The organism is Streptomyces sp. NPDC031418 (assembly GCF_055581605.1).
This window is the reverse complement of sequence record NZ_JBVIJC010000005.1, coordinates 233,976-257,824: the sequence shown is the minus strand read 5'-3', so window position 1 is coordinate 257,824 and position 23,849 is coordinate 233,976. Positions and strand designations below refer to the sequence as shown.

Here is a 23,849-nt window from a genome sequence, read left to right as displayed (position 1 = left end):
CCCGCCGCCCACATCTCTGGAGGTACCCCCATGTCCCGTCGCGACGGCGACGTCCTTCCCCTGACGGCGGCCCAGCGTGAGATCTGGCTCGCCGAGCAGCGCGCGCGGACAGCGCTCGAGGCCTACCGCATCGGGGATTATCTGGAGGTCCACGGCCCGGTCGACGGGGAACTCCTGGAGACCGTGCTGCGCCGGGTGGTCGACGAGATCGACGCCCTGCACGTGAGTTTCGTCGACGACGGGCAGGAGCCGCGGCAGATCGTCCGCGGGACATGGGACTGGCGGCCGGCCCTGCTCGACCTGAGCGCGGAGCTCGACCCCCGGGCGGCGGCCCTGGCATGGATGGCCCGGGACCGGATGCGTCCGCTCGACCTCGCCCGCGATCCGCTCTTCAGCTTCGCGCTGATCAGCCTCTCGCCGACGCACCACCTCATCTACCAGAACTACCACCACCTGGTCATGGACGGGTTCGGCCTCTCCCTCGTCCGGCGCCGGACGACCCGGATGTACGCGGCGCTGGCCGGCGGCGGCCCGGTTCCGCGGTCGCCGTTCGGCTCGCTGGACGACCTGATCCGCAGTGACGCCGGCTACCGCGCCTCCGAGCAGTTCGGCTCCGACCGGTCGTACTGGACGGAGCGGCTCGCCGACCGGCCGGAACCGGCCCGGCTCACCGGCCGGACCCCCCGTAGTGGGAGCGACCCGCGCGGCCCGGTGGAACCGGCGGTGCTCCGGGTGGACACACTGCGCGCGGCGGCGGCGGAGACCGAAGTGCACTGGTCCCGCCCGCTGACCGCGGCGGCGGCCCTCTACGCACACCGGCTCACCGGAGACCGGGAGGTGCTGATCGGCTTTCCCGTCACCGGGCGCGAGGGAGCCGAACGGGCCCTGCTCACCACGCCCGGCGCGGTGGCGAACGTGGTGCCGCTGCGCCTGCCGGTGCGACCGGAGACACGGTGGCACGACCTCGTCACCGAGGTGGCGGAAGCAGCCGACGGGGCCTTCGCGCACCAGCGCTACCGCAGCGAGGACCTGTTCCGGGACCTCGGCGGCAGCGGCACGGCGTTCCCGCTGGTCGTCAACATCCTGGTCTTCGACTCCGCTCCGGCCTTCGCCGGACACCCCGCCACGCTGCACTATCTGCTCCCGGACCCGGCCACCGGGCTCGCCCTCTGGATCACCGGCCGGCGCGGGGCCGCCGAGGTCCAGGTCGAGCTGAAGGGCGCGCCCGACGCCTGGAGCGACGACGAACTCGCCGAGCACCAGGCGCGGTTGACCGCGCTGCTGGACGCCGTCGCGGCCTGCGACCCGCGGGAGCCGGTCGGCCGGATCGGCCTGCTGTCCGCCGAGGAGCGCGACGAGCTGTCCGCCTGGGGTACCGGTCGGGTGGCGCCGGCCCGTGCCGGGAGCCTGCCGGAGGCGCTCCGGGCGCAGGTGCGGGCGGTTCCGGACGCGGTCGCGGTGGTGGGGCCGGACGCGTCGCTGACGTATGCGGAGCTGGACGCGCGGGCGAACCGGCTGGCGCACGCCCTGATCGCCCGCGGGGCCGGGCCGGAGCAGCTGGTCGCCGTGGCCCTGCCGCGCTCGGCGGAACTGGTGGTGGCCGTCCTCGCGGTCCTCAAGTCCGGTGCCGCCTGCGTTCCCGTCGATCCGGAGTACCCCGCCGCCCGGATCGGGTACATGCTCGACGACGCCCGCCCGGTCCTGGTGGTGACGGACTCCCGCACCCGGGACCGGCTGCCCGAGGCCGGTTCCACCGAACCTCTGGTGCTCGATGACCCGCGGACCGCGGCACTGCTGGCGGGTTGCCCGGCGACGGACCCGGACGTGGCCGTCGCACCGGAGCATCCGGCCTACGTCATCTACACCTCCGGCTCCACCGGGCGGCCCAAGGGCGTGCTGCCGACGCACGGGGGCCTGCTCAACCTGTTCGCCGGCCAGCAGCGGGCGCTGTACCCGCCCCTGGTCGGGAAGCGGGACCGGCTGCGCGTGGCGCTCACCACGTCGGTGTCCTTCGACGCGTCCTGGAACCAGCTGCTCAGTCTGTTCGCGGGCCATGAGCTGCACGTCCTGGACCACGCGACCTGGACCGACCCGGAGGCCTTCGTCGACTACGCCAGGCGCTGCCGCCTCGACTTCGTCGAGGCCACCCCGTCGTACCTCCATGTTCTGGTCGCCCAGGGGCTGCTGGACGATCGGCAGGCGCGGCCCGCGCTGGTCGCGGCGGGCGGGGAGGCCGTCCCGCAGCAGCTGTGGGAGCGGCTGCGCGCGGCCGACGGGGTGTCCTGCGTCAACTTCTACGGGCCGTCCGAGTGCACGGTGAACGCGTCCGTCGCGCCGCTGGGGTCGAGCCGGCGTCCGGTGATCGGCCGGCCGGTCGACAACACCCGGATGTACGTCCTGGACAGCGCGTTGCAGCCGCTGCCCGCGGGTGTGGCGGGTGAGCTGTACATCGCCGGCGCGGGCCTGGCCCGGGGCTACCTGAACCGGCCCGGGCTGACCGCCGGACGCTTCCTGGCGGACCCGTTCGGGCCGGCCGGCGCGCGGATGTACCGCACAGGTGACCTGGTGCGGTGGGGGCCGGACGGGAACCTGGAGTTCCTCGGCCGCACCGATGACCAGGTCAAGGTCCGGGGTTTCCGGATCGAACTCGGCGAGATCGAGACCGTGCTGCTCGATCACCCGCAGATCGTCCAGGCCGCGGTCGTGGTGCCCAGCGGGGAGGACGCCCGGCTGGTCGCCTACTGCGTGCCGGCGGCCGGTGCCACGGTGGCCGTACCCGCGCTCCGGGAGCACCTGCGCGAACGGCTGCCGGAGTACCTGGTGCCGGGCGCGTTCGTGCTGCTGGACGCGCTGCCGCTGACGCCGAACCGCAAGCTCGACCGGCGGGCGCTGCCGGCCCCCGGGCAGTCCGCGGGCGTACCGGGCCGCGCTCCGCGCACGGCGACCGAACACCTGCTGGCCAGGTTGTTCGCCGAGGTGCTGGGGGTCGCCGAGGCCGGGCCGGACGACAGCTTCTTCGACCTCGGCGGGCATTCGCTGCTGGCCACCCGGCTGGTCGCCAGGGTGCGGTCGGTGCTGGGCGTGGAGCTGCGGCTGAGCGACCTGTTCGACGCGCCGACGGTGGCGGAACTGGCGGCGGCGGTGGACGTGGCGGGCCGGGCGCGGCCGGCGCTGGGGCCGTGCGAGCGGCCCGAGCCGGTCCCGCTGTCCTTCGCGCAGCGCCGGTTGTGGTTCCTGCACCGCATGGAGGGCCCGAGCGCCACGTACAACATCCCGTTGGCGCTGCGGCTGTCCGGCCGCCTCGACCAGCGGGCCCTGGACGCCGCCCTGGCGGACGTGGTCGAGCGGCACGAGAGTCTGCGCACCGTCTTCCCGGTGGTCGACGGCGTGCCCTGCCAGCGGGTGCTGGACGCCGACCGGGCCCGGCCGCGGCTGCGGGTGACCGAGGCCGGCGCGGGCGACCTGCCGGACCGGCTGGCACAGGCGGCCCGGCACGGCTTCGACCTCTCCACGGAGCCGCCGCTGCACGCGGAGCTGTTCCAGCTGGGCGCCGACGAGCACGTACTGCTGCTGGTGGTGCACCACATCGCCGGTGACGGCTGGTCGATGGGGCCGCTCTCGCGGGACCTGACCACCGCCTACGCGGCCCGTTGCGAGGGCGCGAAGCCGGAGTGGTCCCCACTGCCGGTCCAGTACGCCGACTACACCCTCTGGCAGCGGGAGCTGCTCGGGGACGGCTCCGACCCGGACAGCCTGCTGGGTGCTCAACTGGCGTACTGGAAGGAGCGGTTGGCGGGGCTTCCCGAGCAGGTCGAGCTGCCCTTCGACCGGCCCCGGCCGACGGCGATGTCCTACCGGGGCGCCCATCTGCCGGTGCGGATCGACGCCGAACTGCACCAGGGGCTGCGGGCGCTCGCCCGCGACGGCGGGGCCAGCCTCTTCATGGTGCTCCAGGCCGGGCTGGCCGCCCTGCTGGGCAAGCTCGGCGCGGGCGACGACATCCCGATCGGCACGCCGATCGCCGGGCGCACCGACGAGGCCGTGGACGAGTTGGTCGGCTTCTTCGTCAACACCCTGGTGCTGCGCACCGACCTGTCCGGCGACCCGTCGTTCACCGAGCTGCTGGGCCGGGTGCGCGCCGGCGCGCTGGCCGCGTACGGCCATCAGGACGTGCCGTTCGAGCACCTCGTGGAGGCGTTGAACCCGGCCCGGTCGCTGGCCCACCACCCCCTGTTCCAGACCATGCTCGCGTTGCAGAACGCGCCGCTCGGCACGTTCGACCTGCCGCGGCTGCGGGTGGCGGCCGATCTGGTGCACACCGGGACGGCCAAGTGCGACCTGACCTTCATGCTGACGGAGGAGCCCGGCACGGACGGGCTGTCGGGCCTGGTGGAGTACAGCACCGACCTGTTCGACGCGGCGACCGTGGAGGGGATCGTCGAGCGGTGGCTGCGGCTGCTGCGCGCCGTGGTGGCCGACCCCGGCCGGCGGATCGGCCAGGTGGACGTGGTGTCCGCCGACGAGCTCCGCGCGCTGGTGCCGGCCGCCGTCGGCCGGAGCGGAGAGCTGCCGGACAGCAGCATCCCCGCGCTCTTCGCGCGGCAGGTACGGGCGAACCCGGCGGCGGTCGCCGTGGTGAGCCCCGAAGCCACGCTGACGTACGGCGAGTTGAACGCCCGGGCCAACCGGCTCGCGCACCGGCTGATCGCCCGCGGGGTGGGGCCGGAGCAGCTGGTCGCGCTGGCCCTGCCGCGCTCGGCCGAGCTGGTGGTCGCGGTCCTCGCGGTCCTCAAGGCGGGCGCCGCCTATGTGCCGGTGGACCCGGAGTATCCCGCCGCCCGGATCGCCTATCTGCTGCGGGACGCCCGGCCGTCGCTGCTCGTGACGACGGGCCGGATCGGCGGGCTGCCGGGTGCGGAGACGGTGGAGCGGCTCCTGCTGGACGACGCCGGGCCGAGCGGGCTGCCGGACACCGACCCGGAGGTTCCCCTCGACCCGGGCCATCCCGCCTATGTCATCTACACCTCCGGGTCCACCGGCGCCCCCAAGGGTGTCGTGGTCCCGCACCGCAACGTGGTCCGGCTGTTCGGCACCACCGAGGAGCTGTTCGGCTTCTCCGCCGAGGACGTGTGGACCCTCTTCCACTCCTACGCCTTCGACTTCTCGGTGTGGGAGCTGTGGGGCCCGCTGCTGTACGGCGGCCGACTGGTGGTCGTGGACCACGAGACCAGCCGCTCGCCACACCGGTTCCTGGAGCTGCTCGCCCGTGAGCGGGTGACGGTGCTCAACCAGACGCCGTCCGCCTTCTACCAGCTGATGCAGGCGGACGCGGAGGCGCCGGGGACCAGCCGTTCGCTGGCCCTGCGCACGGTGGTGTTCGGCGGCGAGGCGCTGGAGCACACCCGGCTGGCGAGCTGGTACGAGCGGCACCCGGACGACGCTCCGCTGCTGGTCAACATGTACGGCATCACCGAGACCACGGTGCATGTGACCCACGCGGCGCTGGACGGGTCCGGTACCGTCGCCGGCCGGATCGGTACGGCCCTCCCGGACCTGCGCACCTATGTGCTGGACGCCCGTCTGCGGCCGGTGCCCCCAGGGGTGCCCGGCGAGCTGTACGTCGCGGGCGCCGGGCTGGCGCGCGGCTACCTGAACCGGCCCGGGCTGACCGCCGGGCGCTTCGTGGCCGACCCGTTCGGGCCGGCCGGTGCGCGCATGTACCGCAGCGGCGATGTCGTACGCCGGTCCGCGGACGGCGGCCTGCGGTTCGTGGGCCGGGCCGACGACCAGGTGAAGGTCCGCGGCTTCCGGATCGAACTCGGTGAGATCGAGGCGGCGCTCGCGGCGCATTCCGGCGTCGCCCAGGTCGCCGTCCTGGCGCGGAAGGACCGGGCCGACGACACCCGGCTGGTCGCCTACCTGGTGCCGGCCGCCGGTGCCGCCCCGCGCCCGGCCGAACTGCGCGAGCATCTGCGGGCGCAGCTGCCGGAGTACATGGTGCCGGCCGCGTTCGTCACGCTGGAGAGCCTGCCGCTGACGGCCAACGGCAAGCTGGACCGGCGGGCGCTGCCCGAGCCGGAGTCGGCTCCGGTGACCACCGGCCGGGCTCCGCGGACGCCGCAGGAGCAGGTCCTGTGCGACCTGTTCGCGGAGGTGCTCGGGGTGGCCGAGGCCGGTGTCGAGGACAGCTTCTTCGACCTCGGCGGGCACTCGCTGCTGGCGACCCGGCTGGCCGCCCGGGTCCGGGCGACCCTGGGGGTGGAGCTGGAGCTGCGCACCCTGTTCGAGACCCCGACCCCGGCCGGGGTGGCCGCCGCGCTGGCGGGGGCCGGCCGGGCGCAGTCGGCGCTGGTGCCCCGGCCGCGATCCGAGCGGGTGCCGCTGTCGTTCGCGCAGCGCCGGCTCTGGTTCCTGCACCAGCTGGACGGTGCGGGCGCCAACTACCACATCTCCCTGGCGTGGCGGCTGTCCGGGAAGCTGGACCGGCCGGCCCTGGAAGCCGCCCTGGCGGATGTGGCGGGCCGGCACGAGAGTCTGCGTACCCTCTTCCCGGCGGTGGACGGGGTGCCGTACCAGCAGGTGCTGGACGTCGTGGCGGGCCGTCCGCGGCTGGACGTGTGCCGGACCGGCGAGGCGGAGCTGCCGGGCGCGCTGGCGGCGGCGCAGGCCCGTCCGTTCGACCTGGCGGCCGAAGTGCCGCTGCGCACCCAGCTGTTCGAGCTGGGGCCGGACGAGCATGTGCTCCAGCTGGTGCTCCACCACATCGCGGGTGACGGCTGGTCGCTGGGCCCGCTGACGCGGGACCTGACCGCCGCCTACGCGGCACGCTGCCGTGGCGAGGAGCCGCGGTGGGAGGAGCTGCCGGTCCAGTACGCCGACTACACGCTGTGGCAGCACCAGCTGCTCGGTGACACCGCCGACGCGGACAGCCTGCTGGCCCGTCAGGCGGACTACTGGAAGCAGCAGTTGGCCGGTCTGCCGGAACAGATCCAGCTGCCGGCCGACCGGCCCCGCCCGGCGGTCGCCTCGCACCGGGGCGGCTTTGTGCGGGCCAGGCTGGACGTGGAACTGCACCGCGGGCTGCGCGAGCTGGCCCGCGCGCACGGGACCAGTCTGTTCATGGTGCTCCAGGCCGGGCTGGCGGCGCTGCTGAGCAGGCTCGGCGCGGGCGACGACATCGCGGTCGGCAGCCCGGTCGCCGGCCGCACCGACCAGGCGCTCGACGAGCTGGTCGGCTACTTCGTCAACACGCTGGTGTTCCGTACGGACACCTCGGGCGATCCGACCTTCGCCGAGCTGCTCGGCCGGGTCCGGGACACCTCGCTGGCCGGGTACGCCCACCAGGACCTGCCGTTCGAGTACCTGGTCGAGGCCCTCAACCCGGCGCGGTCGCTGGCACACCACCCGCTGTTCCAGGTCATGCTGGTGCTCCAGAACGTGCCCCGGGCCGACTTCGCCCCACCGGGGCTGCGCGCCGACGAGGTGCAGCTGCCCACGACCACGTCCAAGTTCGACCTGGTCTTCTCGCTGTCCGAGCGGCATGCCGGGGACGGCTCCCCGGCCGGGATGGACGCGTTCGTCCAGTTCGCGAGCGACCTGTACGACCCGGCCACCGTCGACACGATGCTCGCCCGCTGGGTGCGGCTGCTGCGGGCGGCCGTCGCCGACCCGCGACAGCGGCTCGGCCGGCTGGATCTGCTGTCCGCCGAGGAGCGCCGTGCGCTGCTGCCCCCCGTCGAGGGCGGGGCGGCCACCCTGAGCCTGCCGGAGATGTTCGCGGCGCAGGTGGCGGCGACACCCGAGAACGTCGCGCTGTCCTTCGAGGGCGTGGAGACGACCTACCGTCAGCTGGACACCTGGGCGAACCGGTTCGCGCACGCGCTGATCGGCCGGGGGGTGGGTCCGGAGCAGCTCGTGGCGGTCGCACTGCCCCGGTCGACGGAGTTCGTGGTGGCCGTCCTGGGCGTGCTGAAGACGGGGGCCGCCTATCTGCCGGTCGACCCGGGCTATCCGGAGTCGCGCATCGCGTTCATGCTGGACGACGCGCGGCCGGCCGTGGTGGTCGACGACCCGGCGATGGTCGCCGACGTGTCCGGGTGGCCGGACACCGACCCCGCCGTCGCCGTGGACGCCCGGAACGCGGCCTACGTGATCTACACGTCCGGGTCGACGGGACGCCCCAAGGGCGTGATGGTGAGCCACGCGGGCCTGCGTGGGATGGTGGCCGAGCAGGTCGAGCGGCTCGGCATCGACACGGCCGCCCGGGTGCTCCAGTTCTCCTCGCCCGGCTTCGACGTCTCGCTGTGGGACCTGTGCGGGGCCCTGCTCACCGGTGCCACCCTGGTGCCGGCGTCCGCGACCGAGCCGGTCTCCGCGCTGACCGACCCGCGCCTTGCCCTCACCCATGCGACGGTGCCGCCGTCCGTGCTGGCGGCGCTGTCGCCGGACGCCGTGGCCGTGCCGACGCTGGCGGTCGCCGGTGAGGCATGCCCGCCGGAGCTGGTGGCGCGCTGGGCGCCCGGGCGCCGGATGATCAACGCGTACGGCCCCACGGAGACGACGGTCATCGCGACGATGAGCGAGCCGCTGGCACCGGGTTCGGGCGTGCCGCCGATCGGCTCGGCCGTCGCCGGGTTCCGCGCCTTCGTGCTGGACCAGCGGCTGGAGCTGGTGCCGCCGGGGGTGACCGGGGAGCTGTACGTCGCCGGGCCGGGCCTCGCGCGCGGCTATCTGAACCGGGCCGGGCTCACCGCCGGACGGTTCGTGGCCTGCCCGTTCGGTGCGGCGGGTGAGCGCATGTACCGCACCGGGGACCTGGTGCGCCGGCGCACCGACGGGCAGCTGGAATACGTCGGCCGCGCCGACGGCCAGGTGAAGGTGCGCGGGTTCCGGATCGAACTCGGCGAGATCGAGACGGCGTTGGCCGGGCACCCGCAGGTCGGCCAGGCCGCGGTGATCGCCCGGCGGGACCAGACGGAGGACGTTCGCCTGGTCGCGTACGTGGTGCCCGCCACCGGCGCCGGACTCCGGCCGGAGGAACTCCGCGCCCACCTGCGCGCTTGGCTGCCGGACTACATGGTGCCCGCCGCGTTCGTCACCCTCGACGCCCTGCCGCTGACCGCCAACGGCAAGCTCGACCGGCAGGCGCTGCCCGCGCCCGAGTTCACCGGATCACGGGCCGGCGGCGCCCCGCACACACCACAGGAGCAGGTGCTGGCCGGGCTGTTCGCCGAGGTCCTCGGCCTGACGCAGGTCGGCCTCCACGACAGCTTCTTCGACCTGGGCGGACACTCCCTGCTCGCCACCCGGCTGGTGGCCCGGGTCCGGGCGACCCTGGGCGTCGAACTGGCGCTGCACACCCTGTTCCGGAACCCGACGGTGGCCGGCCTGGCCACCGCGCTGGGCGGCGCCGACCGGGCGCGGCTCGCCCTGGTGCGGACGGAGCGGCCCGAGCGGGTGCCGCTGTCGTCCGCGCAGCGCCGGCTGTGGTTCCTGCACCAGCTGGAGGGCGCCGCACCGATCTACAACATGCCGCTGGCGTGGCGGCTCTCCGGGCCGCTGGACCGCACGGCACTTCAGCAGGCGCTGGCCGACCTCGTGGCCCGGCACGAAAGCCTGCGCACGGTCTATCCGCAGGTCGACGGGGTGCCGTACCAGGAGGTGCTGGACGCGCGGACGGTACGGCCGCAGCTGCCGGTCACCCGGGCGGACGAGACGGAGCTGCCCGGGCTGCTGGTCGCGGCGGCGGGGCGCGGATTCGACCTCGCGACCGAACCGCCGCTGCGCGCCGAGCTGTTCGAGGCGGCACCGGACGAGCACGTGCTGCTGGTGGTGGTGCACCACATCGCCGGTGACGGCTGGTCGCTGGGCCCGCTGTCGGGCGACCTGGCCACCGCGTACGCGGCGCGCTGCCGGGGCGAGGAGCCGCAGTGGGCGCCGCTGCCGGTGCAGTACGCCGACTACACCCTCTGGCAGGACCGGCTGCTGGGCGACCCGGACGACCCGGACAGCCTGTTCGCCCGCCAGGCGGCCTACTGGACTCGGGCGTTGGCGGACCTGCCGGAGCAGCTCCGGTTGCCCGCCGACCGCCACCGCCCCTCCGCTCCCTCCTACGCCGGCGGTCACCTGGCCGTCGAGATGGACGCCGACCTGCACGCCGGGCTGGTCCGGCTGGGCCGGGAGCACGGCGCCAGCGTGTACATGGTGTTGCAGGCCGCGCTGGCGGCTGTGCTGGACAAGCTCGGCGCGGGGACGGACATCCCGGTCGGCAGTCTGATCGCCGGCCGGACCGATCAGGCGCTGGACGACCTGGTCGGGTTCTTCGTCAACACCCTGGTGCTGCGCGCCGACACCAGCGGGGACCCCACCTTCGCCGAGCTGCTGGGCCGGGTCCGGGAGAACGCGCTGGCCGCGTACGCGCACCAGGACCTGCCGTTCGAGCACGTGGTCGAGGCCCTCAACCCGTCCCGGTCGCTGGCCCGTCAGCCGCTGTTCCAGGTGCTGCTCGCGCTCCAGAACGTGCCCCGCACCGAGTTCGCGCTGAGCGGTCTGGCCGCCGAGATCGTCCTGGTGCGGACGCCGACGGCCATGTTCGACCTGGGCTTCCACCTGCTGGAGCGCGGCGGTACCGGAGGACCGGCCGAGGGCATCGTCGGGCGGGTCGAGTACAGCACCGACCTGTTCGACCGCACCACGGTGGAGGCGCTGGTCGCCCGGTGGCTGCGCCTGCTGGCCTCGGTGGTCGCCGAGCCGGGCCGGCCGCTGAGCCGGATCGACGTCCTCACCGCCGAGGAACGGCACGAGCTGCTGGTCGTCCGCAACGACACCGCCCGCCCGGTCCCGGATGCCACCCTGCCGTCCCTGTTCGAGGACCAGGCGCGGGCGACCCCCGAGGCGCCGGCGGTGGTGTTCGAGGACACCGTGCTGACGTACCGGGAGCTGAACCGCCGGGCCAACCGGCTGGCGCACGCGCTGATCGCACGCGGAGTGGGGCCGGAGCAGGTCGTCGCCCTGCGGCTGCCGCGCTCGGCCGAGCTGGTGGTCGCCGTCCTCGCGGTCCTCAAGACGGGCGCCGCCTACCTGCCGGTCGACCCGGACTACCCGGCCGCCCGGATCGCGTACATGCTCCAGGACGCGCGGCCGGCCGTGGTGCTGGACGACCTCGCGGCCGTCACCCCGGCCGGGGAGCTGCCGGAGCACGACCCGGCCGTGGCCGTGGACGGGCGGCATCCCGCCTATGTCATCTACACCTCCGGGTCCACCGGCCGCCCCAAGGCCGTGGTGATGCCCGCGGCCGGGCTGCTGAACCTGCTGGCGTGGCATCACCGGGCCGTCGGCGGCGAACCGGGCACGCGCACCGCGCAGTTCACCGCGATCAGCTTCGACGTCTCGGTGCAGGAGACCCTCTCCGCGCTGCTGTACAGCAAGACCCTGGTGGTGCCGACCGAGGAGCAGCGCCGTAGCGCCGAGCTGTTCGCCCGGTGGCTGGACCGGCACCGGGTCGAGGAGCTGTTCGCGCCGAACCTGGTGGTCGAGGCGGTGGCCGAGGCCGCCGAGGAAGCCGGGCTGGAGCTGCCGCACCTGCGGCTGGTCGCACAGGCCGGCGAGGCGATGCGCCTGGGCGGTGCCGTACGCCGCTTCCAGGCCCGGCGGCCGGGCCGGGTGCTGCACAACCACTACGGCCCCGCCGAGACCCATGTGATCACCGCGTACGCGCTGCCGGCCGACCCCGCGGACTGCCCGCTGCCGGTGCCGATCGGGCGCCCAATCGCCAACTGCCGGACCTATGTGCTGGATTCGGCCCTGCGGCCGGTCGCCCCCGGTGTGACGGGTGAGCTCTACCTCGCCGGGGAGGGACTCGCCCGCGGCTATCTGAACCGGCCCGGACTGAGCGCCGGGCGGTTCGTCGCCGACCCGTACGGCCCGGCCGGCGCGCGGATGTACCGCACCGGCGACCTGGTCCGCTGGCGCGCCGGCGGCGAGCTGGAGTTCGCGGGCCGGGTCGACCACCAGGTCAAGGTCCGCGGGTTCCGGATCGAGCCGGGCGAGATCGAGGCCGAGCTGACCGCGCACCCGGGTGTCGCGCAGGTCGCGGTGCTCGCCCTGGAGGGCCGGATCGTCGCGTACGTCGTCCCCTCGGCCGGGACCGGGGCGAGCGCGGCGGCGCTCGCGGCGTACCTGCGCGACCGCGTGCCGGACTATCTGGTGCCGTCGGCGTTCGTGCTGCTGGACGCGTTGCCGCTGACGCCGAACGGGAAGCTGGACCGGGCGGCGCTGCCCGCGCCCGAGCCGGGTGCCGCCGGGGGCGGCCGCGCGCCGCGCACCCCGCAGGAGCAGATCCTGTGCGAGCTGTTCGCCGAGGTGCTGGGCGTGCCCCGGGCCGGGGTGGACGACGACTTCTTCGACCTGGGCGGGCACTCCCTGCTCGCCACCCGGCTGGTCTCGCGGGTCCGGGCGACCCTCGGTGTCGAGCTGGAGCTGCGCGCCCTGTTCCGGTCGCCGACGCCCGCCGGGCTCGCCGCCGGGCTGCACGCCGCCGGTACCGCGCGGCAGGCCCTGGTGCCGCGGCCCCGCCGCGAGCCGATGCCGCTGTCGTTCGCGCAGCGGCGGCTCTGGTTCCTCCAGCAGTTCGGGATGCCGAGCGCCACGTACCACATCCCGTTCGCGCTGCGGCTGTCCGGTGCTCTCGACCGGGAGGCGCTGAGCGCCGCGCTCGCCGATGTGGTGGCCCGGCACGAGACCCTGCGCACGGTCTTCCCGCACACCGCCGGTGTTCCGCACCAGCGGGTGCTGGACGCCGCCGAAGCCGCCGTCCCGCTGACGGTCCGCACGGCCGCGGAGGCCGAGGTACCGGCCCTGCTGCGCGAGGCGGCCGTGCGTGCCTTCGACCTGACGTCGGAACCGCCGCTGCGGGCGGAGCTGTTCGCCGTGGCGCCGCAGGAGCACGTCCTGCTGGTGGTGCTGCACCACATCGCGGGTGACGGCTGGTCCATGGGCCCGCTGGCCCGCGACCTCGCCGCGGCCTACACGAGCCGGCGGGACGGCGGAGCGCCCGACTGGCCCGCGCTGCCGGTGGCGTACGGCGACTACACCCTGTGGCAGCACGAGCTCCTGGGCGACGAGCGCGACGCGGACAGTGTGTTCGCGCGCCAGGTGGGCTACTGGACCGAGGCGCTGGCCGGGCTGCCCGAGCAGCTGTCCCTGCCCGTCGACCGGCCGCGTCCGGCGGCCATGTCGTACCGCGGCGGGCTGCTGGACGTCCGGATCGACGCGGAACTGCACGCGGGGCTGGCGGAGTTGGCGCGGCGTACCGGCACCAGTCTGTTCATGGTGCTCCAGGCGGCGTTGGCGGCGCTGTTCACGCGGTTGGGCGCGGGGACGGACATCCCGATCGGCAGCCCGATCGCGGGGCGTACCGACGAGGCGCTGGACGACCTGGTCGGGCTGTTCGTGAACACGCTGGTGCTGCGCACCGACACGAGCGGGGACCCGACGTTCGCCGAGCTGCTGGCGCGGGTGCGGGAGACGGCGCTGTCGGCCTATGCGCACCAGGACGTGCCGTTCGAGCACCTGGTCGAGGTGCTGAACCCGTCCCGGTCGCTCTCCCACCACCCGCTGTTCCAGACCGGACTGGTCGTGCAGAACGCGCCGGGCGGCGACTTCGAGCTGCCCGGTCTGCGGGCGACCCAGGTGGCCGTGCCGACCGGGACGTCCCGGCTGGACCTGACCTTCGGCCTGGCGGAGCAGCACGGGTCCGACGGCACGCCGGCCGGTCTGAGCGGCGCGGTCGAGTACAGCGCCGATCTGTTCGACCACTCGACGGTGGAGACCCTGTTCGCCCGGTGGACCAGGCTGCTGTCCGCGGTCGCGGCCGCTCCGGACCGGCCGATCGGCGAGATCGATCTGATGTCCGCCGAGGAGCGCCGCGAGCTGCTGCCCGCCGCCGAGCGCGGGGCTGCCGTCACGACCCTGCCGGAGCTGCTCGCGGCGCAGGTGGCGGCGGTGCCGGACGCGGTCGCGCTGGTCTGCGGCGACACCGAGCTGACCTACCGTCAGCTGAACTCCCGGGCCAACCGGTTCGCCCACGAGCTGATCGCCCAGGGGGTGGGCCCGGAGCAGATCGTGGCGGTGGCCCTGCCCCGGTCGGTCGAGTCCGTCGTGGCGGTCCTCGGCGTGCTGAAGGCCGGAGCCGCCTACCTTCCCGTGGACCCGTCGTACCCCCCGTCCCGCATCGCCTTCATGCTGGACGACGCCCGCCCCACGGCGGTCATCGACGACCCCGCCATGGTCACCGCGGACGACCGGCCGGACACCGACCCCAAGATCGCCCACGACGCCCGGCATCCCGCCTACGTGATCTACACATCCGGCTCCACCGGCCGCCCCAAGGGCGTCATGGTCAGCCACACCGGCGTGGCGGGGCTGGTGGCGGCGCAGGTCGAGCGGCTCGGCGTGGCGCCGGGCAGCCGGGTGCTCCAGTTCGCCTCGCCCAGCTTCGACGCGTCGTTCTGGGACCTGTGCAGCGCGCTGCTCACCGGTGCCGCCCTCGTCCTGGCCCCGGCCGAGGCCCCGGCGGAGGCCCTGACGGACCGCGGGCTCGACGTCACCCATGTGACCCTTCCGCCCTCGGTCCTGGCGGCGCTCGACGGCGCGGACGTCACGGCGGCCACCCTGGTGGTGGCGGGTGAGGCGTGTGCGCCGGAGCTGGTGGCCCGGTGGGCGCCGGGACGGCGGATGATCAACGCGTACGGACCGACGGAGACGACGGTGTGCGCGACGATGAGCGCGCCCCTCTCGCCGGACTCGGGCGTCCCGCCGATCGGCCGGCCGGTCGCGGGGTTCCGGGCCTACGTGCTGGACGATCGTCTGCGTGTCGTGCCGCCGGGCGTGGCCGGGGAGTTGTACGTCGCCGGCCCGGGACTCGCGCGCGGATACCTCAACCGGCCCGCACTGACGGCCGCCCGCTTCGTCCCCTGCCCCTTCGGCACCCCCGGCGAACGCATGTACCGCACCGGCGACCTCGTACGCCGCCGCACCGACGGCGACCTCGCCTACATCGGCCGCGCCGACCAGCAGGTCAAGGTACGCGGCTTCCGCATCGAACCCGGCGAGATCGAAGCCGCCCTCGCCGAACACCCCGCCGTCGCCCAGACCACCGTCCTCCCCGACGGCGACCGGCTCATCGGCTATGTGGTGGCGCGTCCCGGCACGGTCGTACGTCCGGCGGAGCTGACGGCGTACCTGCGCGACCGTCTGCCCGACTATCTGGTGCCGTCGGCGTTCGTGGTGCTGGACGCGCTGCCGCTGACGCCGAACGGGAAGCTGGACCGGGCGGCGCTGCCGGCGCCGGAGTCGGTGGCCACGGCGCCGGGCCGGGCGGCGCGCACCCCGCAGGAGCAGATCCTGTGCGAGCTGTTCGCCGAGGTGCTGGGCGTACCGCGGGTCTGGGCCGACGACGACTTCTTCGACCTGGGCGGACACTCCCTGCTCGCCACCCGGCTGGCCGCGCGGATCCGCTCGGTGCTCGGCGTGGAGCTGGGGCTGCGCGCGCTCTTCCAGGCGCCCACCGCGGCGGGAGTGGCGGCGGCGCTGGCCGAGGCCGGCCGGACCCGCCCGGCGCTGACGGCGCACGCGCGTCCGGACGTGGTCCCGCTGTCGTTCGCTCAGCGGCGGCTCTGGTTCCTGCACCGCATGGACGGCACCGCGGCGACGTACCACATCCCGCTGGCGCTGCGGCTGACCGGAACGCTCGACGCCGCGGCGCTGGACGGGGCGCTGTTCGACGTGGTGGCCCGCCACGAGAGTCTGCGGACCGTGTTCCCTGAGGTCGACGGCGTGCCCTGCCAGCGCGTCCTGGACCCGGGTGCGGCCCGGCCCCGGGTGCGGTCGACGGAGGTGTCGGAGGCCGAACTGCTTGGGCGGCTGGCCGAGTTCGCGCGGCTGCCGTTCGACCTGGCGGCGGAGCCGCCGCTGCGGGCGGAGCTGTTCACGCTCTCGCCTACGGAGCATGTGCTGCTGCTGGTGATGCACCACATCGCGGGCGACGGCTGGTCCACCGGTCCGCTCGCCCGTGATCTGGCGGAGGCGTACGCCGCCCGGTGCGAGGGCCGCACACCGGACCGGCCGGTCCTGCCGGTGCAGTACGCGGACTACACGCTGTGGCAGCGCGAGCTGCTCGGTGACGCCGCCGACCCGGAGAGCCGGTTCGCCGAGCAGCTCGCGTACTGGAAGGACCAGCTGTCCGAGCTGCCGGAGCTGCTCCAGCTGCCCACCGACCGGCCCCGGCCGGCCGTCGCCCGCTGGCACGGCGACCAGGTCGGCCTGGAGCTGGGCCCCGAACTGCACGCGGCGCTGGTGGAGTTGGCGCGGCGCACCGGGACCAGTCTGTTCATGGTGCTGCACGCGGCTCTGGCCGCGTTGTACACGCGGTTGGGCGCGGGGACGGACATCCCGATCGGCAGCCCGATCGCGGGGCGTACCGACGAGGCGCTGGACGACCTGGTCGGGTTCTTCGTGAACACGCTGGTGCTGCGCACCGACACGAGCGGGGACCCGACGTTCGCCGAGCTGCTGGCGCGGGTGCGGGAGACGGCGCTGTCGGCCTATGCGCACCAGGACGTGCCGTTCGAGCACCTGGTCGAGGTGCTGAACCCCTCCCGGTCGCTGTCCCACCACCCGCTGTTCCAGACCATCCTGGCCGTGCAGAACGCGCCGATGGGCCGCTTCTCGCTGCCCGGTCTGGAGGTCGCCACCTATGCGGTGGCCACCGGAACCGCCAAGTTCGACCTCGGTGTGAACCTCGCCGAGCGGTTCGGTCCGGACGGCTCCCCGGCCGGGATCACCGGTGTGGTCGAGTACGCCACCGACCTGTTCGACCGGGACACGGTCGCCGCGCTCGCCCGGCGCTGGACGCTCCTGCTGGAGGCGGTCACGGCCGACCCGGAGCAGCCGATCGGGCTGATCGACATCCTGGACGCCGAGGAGCGGCACCGGCTGCTGGAGGGCGGCAACGCGACCGCCCGTGAGGTGGACGCGGTACCGGTGGCGCAGGCGTTCGCGGCGCGGGTGACGGCGGTGCCGGACGCGGTCGCACTGGTCTGCGGCGACACCGAGCTGACCTACCGTCAGCTGAACGCCCGGGCCAACCGGTTCGCCCACGAGCTGATCGCCCAGGGCGTCGGCCCGGAGCAGATCGTGGCGGTGGCCCTTCCCCGGTCGGTCGAGTCCGTCGTGGCGGTCCTCGGCGTGCTGAAGGCCGGAGCCGCCTACCTTCCCGTGGACCCGTCCTATCCCCCGTCCCGGATCGCCTTCATGCTGGACGACGCCCGCCCCACGGCGGTGATCGACGACCCCGCCATGGTCACCGCGGACGACCGGCCGGACACCGACCCCGAGATCGCCGTCGACCTCCGGCATCCGGCCTACGTGATCTACACATCCGGCTCCACCGGCCGCCCCAAGGGCGTCATGGTGAGCCACACCGGCGTGGCGAGTCTGGTCGCCGCCCAGATCGAGCGGTTCGCGATCGAACCCGACAGCCGGGTGCTCCAGTTCGCCTCGCCCAGCTTCGACGCCTCGGTGTCGGAGGTCTTCACCGCCCTGCTGCGCGGCGCGGCCCTGGTGCTGCCCCCGGCGGCGGAGCCGGTCGCCGCGCTGACCGACCCGCAGCTCGCGGTCACCCATGCGACCGTGCCCCCGTCCGTGCTGGCCGCCCTGCCGCAGGCCGCGGTGACCGTGTCGACACTGGTGGTGGCGGGTGAGGCGTGTGCGCCGGAGCTGGTGGCCCGGTGGGCGCCGGGACGCCGGATGATCAACGCCTACGGACCGACGGAGACGACGGTGTGCGCGACGATGAGCGCACCCCTCGCGCCGGACTCGGGCACCCCGCCGATCGGCCGGCCGATCGCCAACGCCCGGGTGTACGTCCTTGACGAGCGGCTGCGACCGGTACCGCCCGGCGTGCCCGGGGAGTTGTACGTCGCCGGCCCGGGACTGGCGCGCGGATACCTCAACCGGCCCGCACTGACGGCCGCCCGCTTCGTCCCCTGCCCCTTCGGCACCCCCGGCGAACGCATGTACCGCACCGGCGACCTCGTACGCCGCCGCACCGACGGCGACCTCGCCTACATCGGCCGCGCCGACCAGCAGGTCAAGGTACGCGGCTTCCGCATCGAACCCGGCGAGATCGAAGCCGCCCTCGCCGAACACCCCGCCGTCGCCCAGACCACCGTCCTCGCCGACGGCGACCGGCTCATCGGCTATGTCGTCCCGCGCCAGGAGGCGGCCCGGGACAGCGGCCTCGAAGCGGACCATGTGGGCGAGTGGCGGGACATCTACGACGCCCTGCCCATCGCCCCCGGCGAAGCGGACTTCGGGCAGAACTTCGTCGGCTGGAACAGCAGTTACGACGCGAGCCCGATCCCGGTCGAGCAGATGCGGGAGTGGCGGGACGCGACCGTGGCCCGCATCCTGGCGCTGCGTCCGCGCCGGGTGCTGGAGGTCGGTGTCGGCACCGGCCTGCTCCTGTCGCAGATCGCGCCGCACTGCGAGGCCTACTGGGCGACCGACTTCTCCGCCACCGCGATCGACGCGCTGGCCGCCCAGGTGGCCCGCGAGGAGCGGCTGGCCGAGCGTGTGGTGTTGCAGACGCGCCCGGCGCACGACACCGACGGACTGCCGGCCGGAGAGTTCGACACCATCGTGATCAACTCGGTGGTGCAGTACTTCCCGTCCGCCGACTACCTCGCGGACGTCATCGGGAGGCTGATGCGGCTGCTCGCCCCCGGCGGCGCGCTCTTCGTCGGCGACGTCCGCAACCTGCGGCTGCTGCGGCCGCTGGCCACCGCCGTCCAGCTGCACCGGGCCGCCGAGGACGCCGACCTGCCCTCGGTGCGCCGGGCCGTGGAGCAGGCCCTGCTGGTGGAGAAGGAACTCCTGGTCGACCCGGACTTCTTCACCGCCCTGCGCGATCGCGGCACCGTCGGCGCGGTGGCCGTGGAGGTCAAGCGCGGCCGGCACCACAACGAGCTGACCCGCTACCGCTACGACGTCACCCTGCACCAGCAGCCGGCCACCCCGGCGGCCCCGGCCCCGCAGGAGCTGACCTGGGGCCGGGAGATCACCGGCCTGGCGGACGTACGCGAACTGCTCGCCCGCCAGGGCACGCAGCCGCTGCGCCTCTGCGGGGTGCCGAACCGGCGCGTCGCCCGCGAGGCGGCACTGGCCCGGGCGGTGCAGAACGGAGAAGGGACGCTCGCCGAACTGCTGGACCGGCTGCACGGCCCGGCCAGCGACGACCTGCCCGACCCGGAGGACTTCCGCCGGCTCGGCGAGGAACTCGGCCAGCGGGTGGACGTCACCTGGTCGGCCGGCGCGCCCGACGCCCTGGACGTCGTCATCGGCGGCGCCCCGGGAGACGGCCCCGTCGAGGCCTACCGGCCGCTGCGGCCGGCCGGGTCCGCGCTGTCCTCGCTCACCAACCGCCCCACCGGGAGCCGCGCCACGGGCGCCCTCGTCGGCGCGCTCCGCGACCGGCTGCGCGAGCGGCTGCCGGACTACCTCGTGCCGTCGGCCATCGTCGTCCTGGACGCGCTGCCGCTGACCGCCAGCGGCAAGGTCGACCGCCGCGCGCTGCCCGCCCCCGACCTGGGGACGGCCGCGACCGGGCGGGCCCCGCGCACCCCGCAGGAGCAGCTGCTCGCCGATCTCTTCGCCGATGTGCTCGGACTGCCCGGGGTCGGCGTCGAGGACAGCTTCTTCGACCTCGGCGGGCACTCCCTGCTGGCGACCCGCCTGGCCTCCCGGGTGCGGGCGGCCTTCGGCGCGGAGCTCGAGGTCCGCACGCTCTTCGAGTACCCGACCGTGGCCGCCCTGGCGGCCCGCCTCGACGGCTCGGTCACCCAGCGGCCCGCGCTGATGGCCGGTCCGCGCCCCGAGCGGATGCCGCTGTCCTTCGCCCAGCAGCGCCTGTGGTTCCTGCACCGGATGGAGGGGCCGAGCGCCACCTACAACATGCCGCTCGCGCTCCGCCTGGACGGCGAACTGGACCGGCCGGCGCTGCGTGCCGCGCTCGCCGACGTGATCGCCCGGCACGAGAGCCTGCGGACGGTCCTGCGCGAGGCGGACGGCGTGCCGTACCAGCTCGTGCTGGGCGCGGACGAGGCGTACCCCGAACTGCCGGTGGTCGAGCTGGACGACGTACGGCTGCCCGGGCGGCTGGCGGAGGGGGCCCGGCGCGGCTTCGACCTGGCCGCCGAGCCGCCGGTCCGCGCGGAGCTGTTCGCGCTCGCACCCGACCGGCATGTGCTGCTGCTGGTGGTGCACCACGTCGCGGCCGACGGCTGGTCGATGGGCCCGCTCTCCCGGGACCTGGCGACGGCGTACGCGGCCCGCTGCCGGGGCGAGGAACCGCGGTGGTCCCCGCTGCCGGTGCAGTACGCCGACTACACCCGGTGGCAACGCGAGCTGCTCGGCGACGCCGCCGACCCGGACAGCCTGTTCGCCCGGCAACTCGCCTACTGGAGCGAGGAGCTGGCCGGGCTGCCGCAGCGGCTTCAGCTGCCGACGGACCGGCCCCGGCCGGCCGTGGCCTCCCAGCGCGGCGGCCGGCTGACCGTCCGGCTGGACGCCGAGCTGCACCAGGCGCTGCGGGAGCTGGCCACCGCGCGCGGCGCCAGCATGTTCATGGTGCTCCAGGCGGGCCTCGCCGCGCTGCTCACCCGGCTCGGCGCCGGCACCGACATCCCGGTCGGCAGCCCCATCGCCGGGCGCACCGACCAGGCCCTGGACGACCTCGTCGGGTTCATGGTCAACACACTGGTGCTGCGCACCGACACCAGCGGCGACCCCGGCTTCGCCGAACTGCTGGGCCGGGTACGGCAGAAGGCGCTGGCCGCGTACGCCCACCAGGACGTGCCGTTCGAGTACCTGGTCGAGGTGGTCAACCCGGCCCGGTCGCTGTCGCACCACCCGCTGTTCCAGATCATGCTGGCCCTCCAGAACGCGCCGCTCGGCGAGTTCACGCTGCCGGGGCTGTCGACCGGCTACCTGGAGGCGCCGACCGGCACCGCACGGGTCGACCTGACGTTCAGCCTGGCCGAGCAGTACCGGCCGGACGGCGGCCCCGACGGCCTGGCCGGTGCGGTGGAGTACGCCACCGATCTGTTCGACCCGGCCACCGTGGAGCTGCTGTTCGCCCGCTGGGCGCGGTTGCTGCGCGCGGTGGTCGCCGACCCCGACCGGCCGATCAGCCGGATCGACATCCTGTCCGGTGAGGAGCGGCACCGGGTGCTGGCGGAGTTCAACGACACCGCCGTCGAGCTGCCCGAGGCCGCGCTGCCGGAGCTGTTCGCCCGTCAGGTGCGCGCGACCCCGGACGCGGTGGCCGTCGTGGCGGCCGGCACCGAGCTGACCTACCGGGAGCTCGACCTGCGGGCCAACCGCCTGGCCCGGGCGCTGATCCGCCAGGGCGTGGCGCCGGAGACACCGGTCGCGGTCCTGCTGGAGCGCTCGGCGGACCTGGTCGTGGCGATCCTGGCGATCATCAAGGCGGGCGGTGCGTATGTGCCGCTGGACTCGCGCTTCCCGCAGTCCCGGATCGACCTGATCGTCCGGGAGGCGGGCGCCGCGCTGGTCCTCACCGAGGATGTGCTGACCGCGCTGGTGCAGGCCGAACCCGACTCCTCCGACCCGGAAGTCGCCTGCCATCCCGACCAGTTGGCGTACGTGATGTACACCTCCGGCTCGACCGGGCGGCCGAAGGGCGTGGCCGTCACGCACCGCGATGTGGTGGCCCATGCCCTGACGCCCTGCTGGCACGAGGGCGGACACGAGCGGGTGCTGCTGCACTCCCCCACCGCGTTCGACCTCTCGACGTACGAGCACTGGGTGCCCCTGCTGGGCGGCGGCCGGATCGTGGTCGCACCGGCCGGACGGCTCGATCTCGAGCAGTTGCAGCAGACGGTCGGCGAGCACCGGGTGACCGGGCTGTGGCTGACGGCCGGGCTGTTCCGCCTGGTCGCCGAGGAGCGGCCGGAGCTGCTCGCCGGGGTCCGCGAGGTGTGGACCGGCGGTGATGTGGTCTCTCCCGCCGCCGTCGCCCGGGTGCGGGCGGCCTGCCCCGGGATCAGGGTGGTCAACGGCTACGGGCCCACCGAGGCCACGACCCTGGCCACCTGCCACCCGGTGCACGACCTGGCCGAGCACGCCGCGACCGTGCCGATCGGCCGACCGATGGCGAACATGCGCGCCTACGTGCTCGATGCCGCGCTGCGGCCGGTGCCGCCCGGTGTGGTCGGCGAGCTGTATCTCGCGGGGCTGGGCGTGGCCCGGGGCTATGTCGGCCGGCCCGGTCTGACGGTCCAGCGGTTCACCGCCGACCCGTACGGGCCGGCCGGGAGCCGGATGTACCGCACCGGTGACCTCGCGTGGTGGCTGCCCGACGGCACCCTGGAGTTCGCCGGACGGGCCGACCACCAGGTCAAGCTGCGCGGCTTCCGGATCGAGCCCGGTGAGATCGAGGCGGTGCTCTCGGGCTGCCCGGGCGTCGCCCAGGTCGCCGTCGTCGTCCGTGAGGACCAGCCCGACGACAAGCGGCTCGTCGCCTACCTGGTGCCCGCTCCCGAGGGGGCGCCCGAGGCGGGCGCGCTGTCCGACCGGCTGCGCCGCGAACTGCCCGAGTACATGGTGCCGTCGGCGTTCGTCACCCTGGACGCGCTGCCGCTGACCGCCAACGGCAAGCTGGACCGGGCCGCCCTGCCGGCTCCGGACTACGGTGCGCCGGGTTCCGGACGCGGTCCCCGGACCCCGCAGGAGCAACTGCTGTGCGACCTCTTCGCCGAGGTGCTCGGCCGGGAACAGGTGCACATCGACGACAGCTTCTTCGACCTGGGCGGGCACTCGCTGCTCGCCGCCCGCCTGGTCTCCCGCGTCCGCGAGACCCTCGGCGTCGAGGTCGGCCTGCGCACGCTGTTCGAGGCGCCCACCGTGGCCGGGCTCACCGAACGCCTGGTCATGAACGACCCCGACGACGCGTTGGACGTGCTGCTGCCGCTGCGCACGACGGGCAGCCGGACCCCGCTGTTCTGCATCCACCCCGGCGGCGGCATCAGCTGGTCGTACAGCGGGCTGCTGAACCACATCGGTTCGGAGTACCCGGTCTACGCGATCCAGGCGCGCGGCCTCGGCCGGCCCGAGCCCCTGCCGGCGTCGTTCGAGGAGATGGCCGCCGACTACGTCCACCAGATCCGCAAGGTCCAGCCGGAGGGGCCGTACCTGCTGCTCGGCTGGTCCGCCGGCGGGCTGATCGCGCACGCGGTCGCCTGCGAGCTCCAGGCGCAGGGCGAGCGCACCGCGCTGCTGGCGGTCCTCGACGCCTACCCGGTGAAGGACGTGACGTTCGAGGAGCTGCCCGTGCCCACCGAGCGGGACGTGCTCGTCGGTGTGCTCGACTGCAGCCTGGACGACCTGGGCGACCGGCCGCTGACCTATGACGAGGTCTCCGAGATCCTGCGGGAACGGGGCAGCGCGCTGGCCGGACTGACCGGGCCGCAGATCGAGATCGTCGTCCAGATCATGATCAACAACGCCAAGCTGGCGGCCGACTTCGTCCCCGGCAGGTTCGACGGAGACCTGCTGCTGTTCAACTCCACGATCGACCGGGGCAAGGACGACGCCGGACCGGAGACCTGGCGCCCGTACATCGCCGGCCGGATCGACTCGCACCAGATCACCACCCGGCACGACCGGATGACCCAGGCGGGCTCGCTGGCCCAGCTCGGACCGGTGCTGGCGGCCAGGCTCGCCGAGGCCACCGGTGACACCACCACCCACACCCAGGAGGACTGATCCCC

Annotated in this window: 1 protein-coding gene; it reads left to right on the top strand. The window is 74.4% G+C overall.

Annotated elements, in window-relative coordinates:
* Positions 1–30 precede the first annotated feature (30 nt).
* Positions 31–23,844: a non-ribosomal peptide synthase/polyketide synthase gene (locus ACZ5CZ_RS08750; RefSeq protein WP_468940547.1), complete on the top strand. Its 23,814-nt coding sequence runs from the start codon at positions 31–33 to the stop codon at positions 23,842–23,844.
* Positions 23,845–23,849: the final 5 nt, after the last annotated feature.

Coding starts and splice junctions, on each gene's coding strand:
- ACZ5CZ_RS08750 (WP_468940547.1), top strand. CDS start 31: ATGTCCCGTCGCGACGGCGACGTCCTTCCCCTGACGGCGGCCCAGCGT.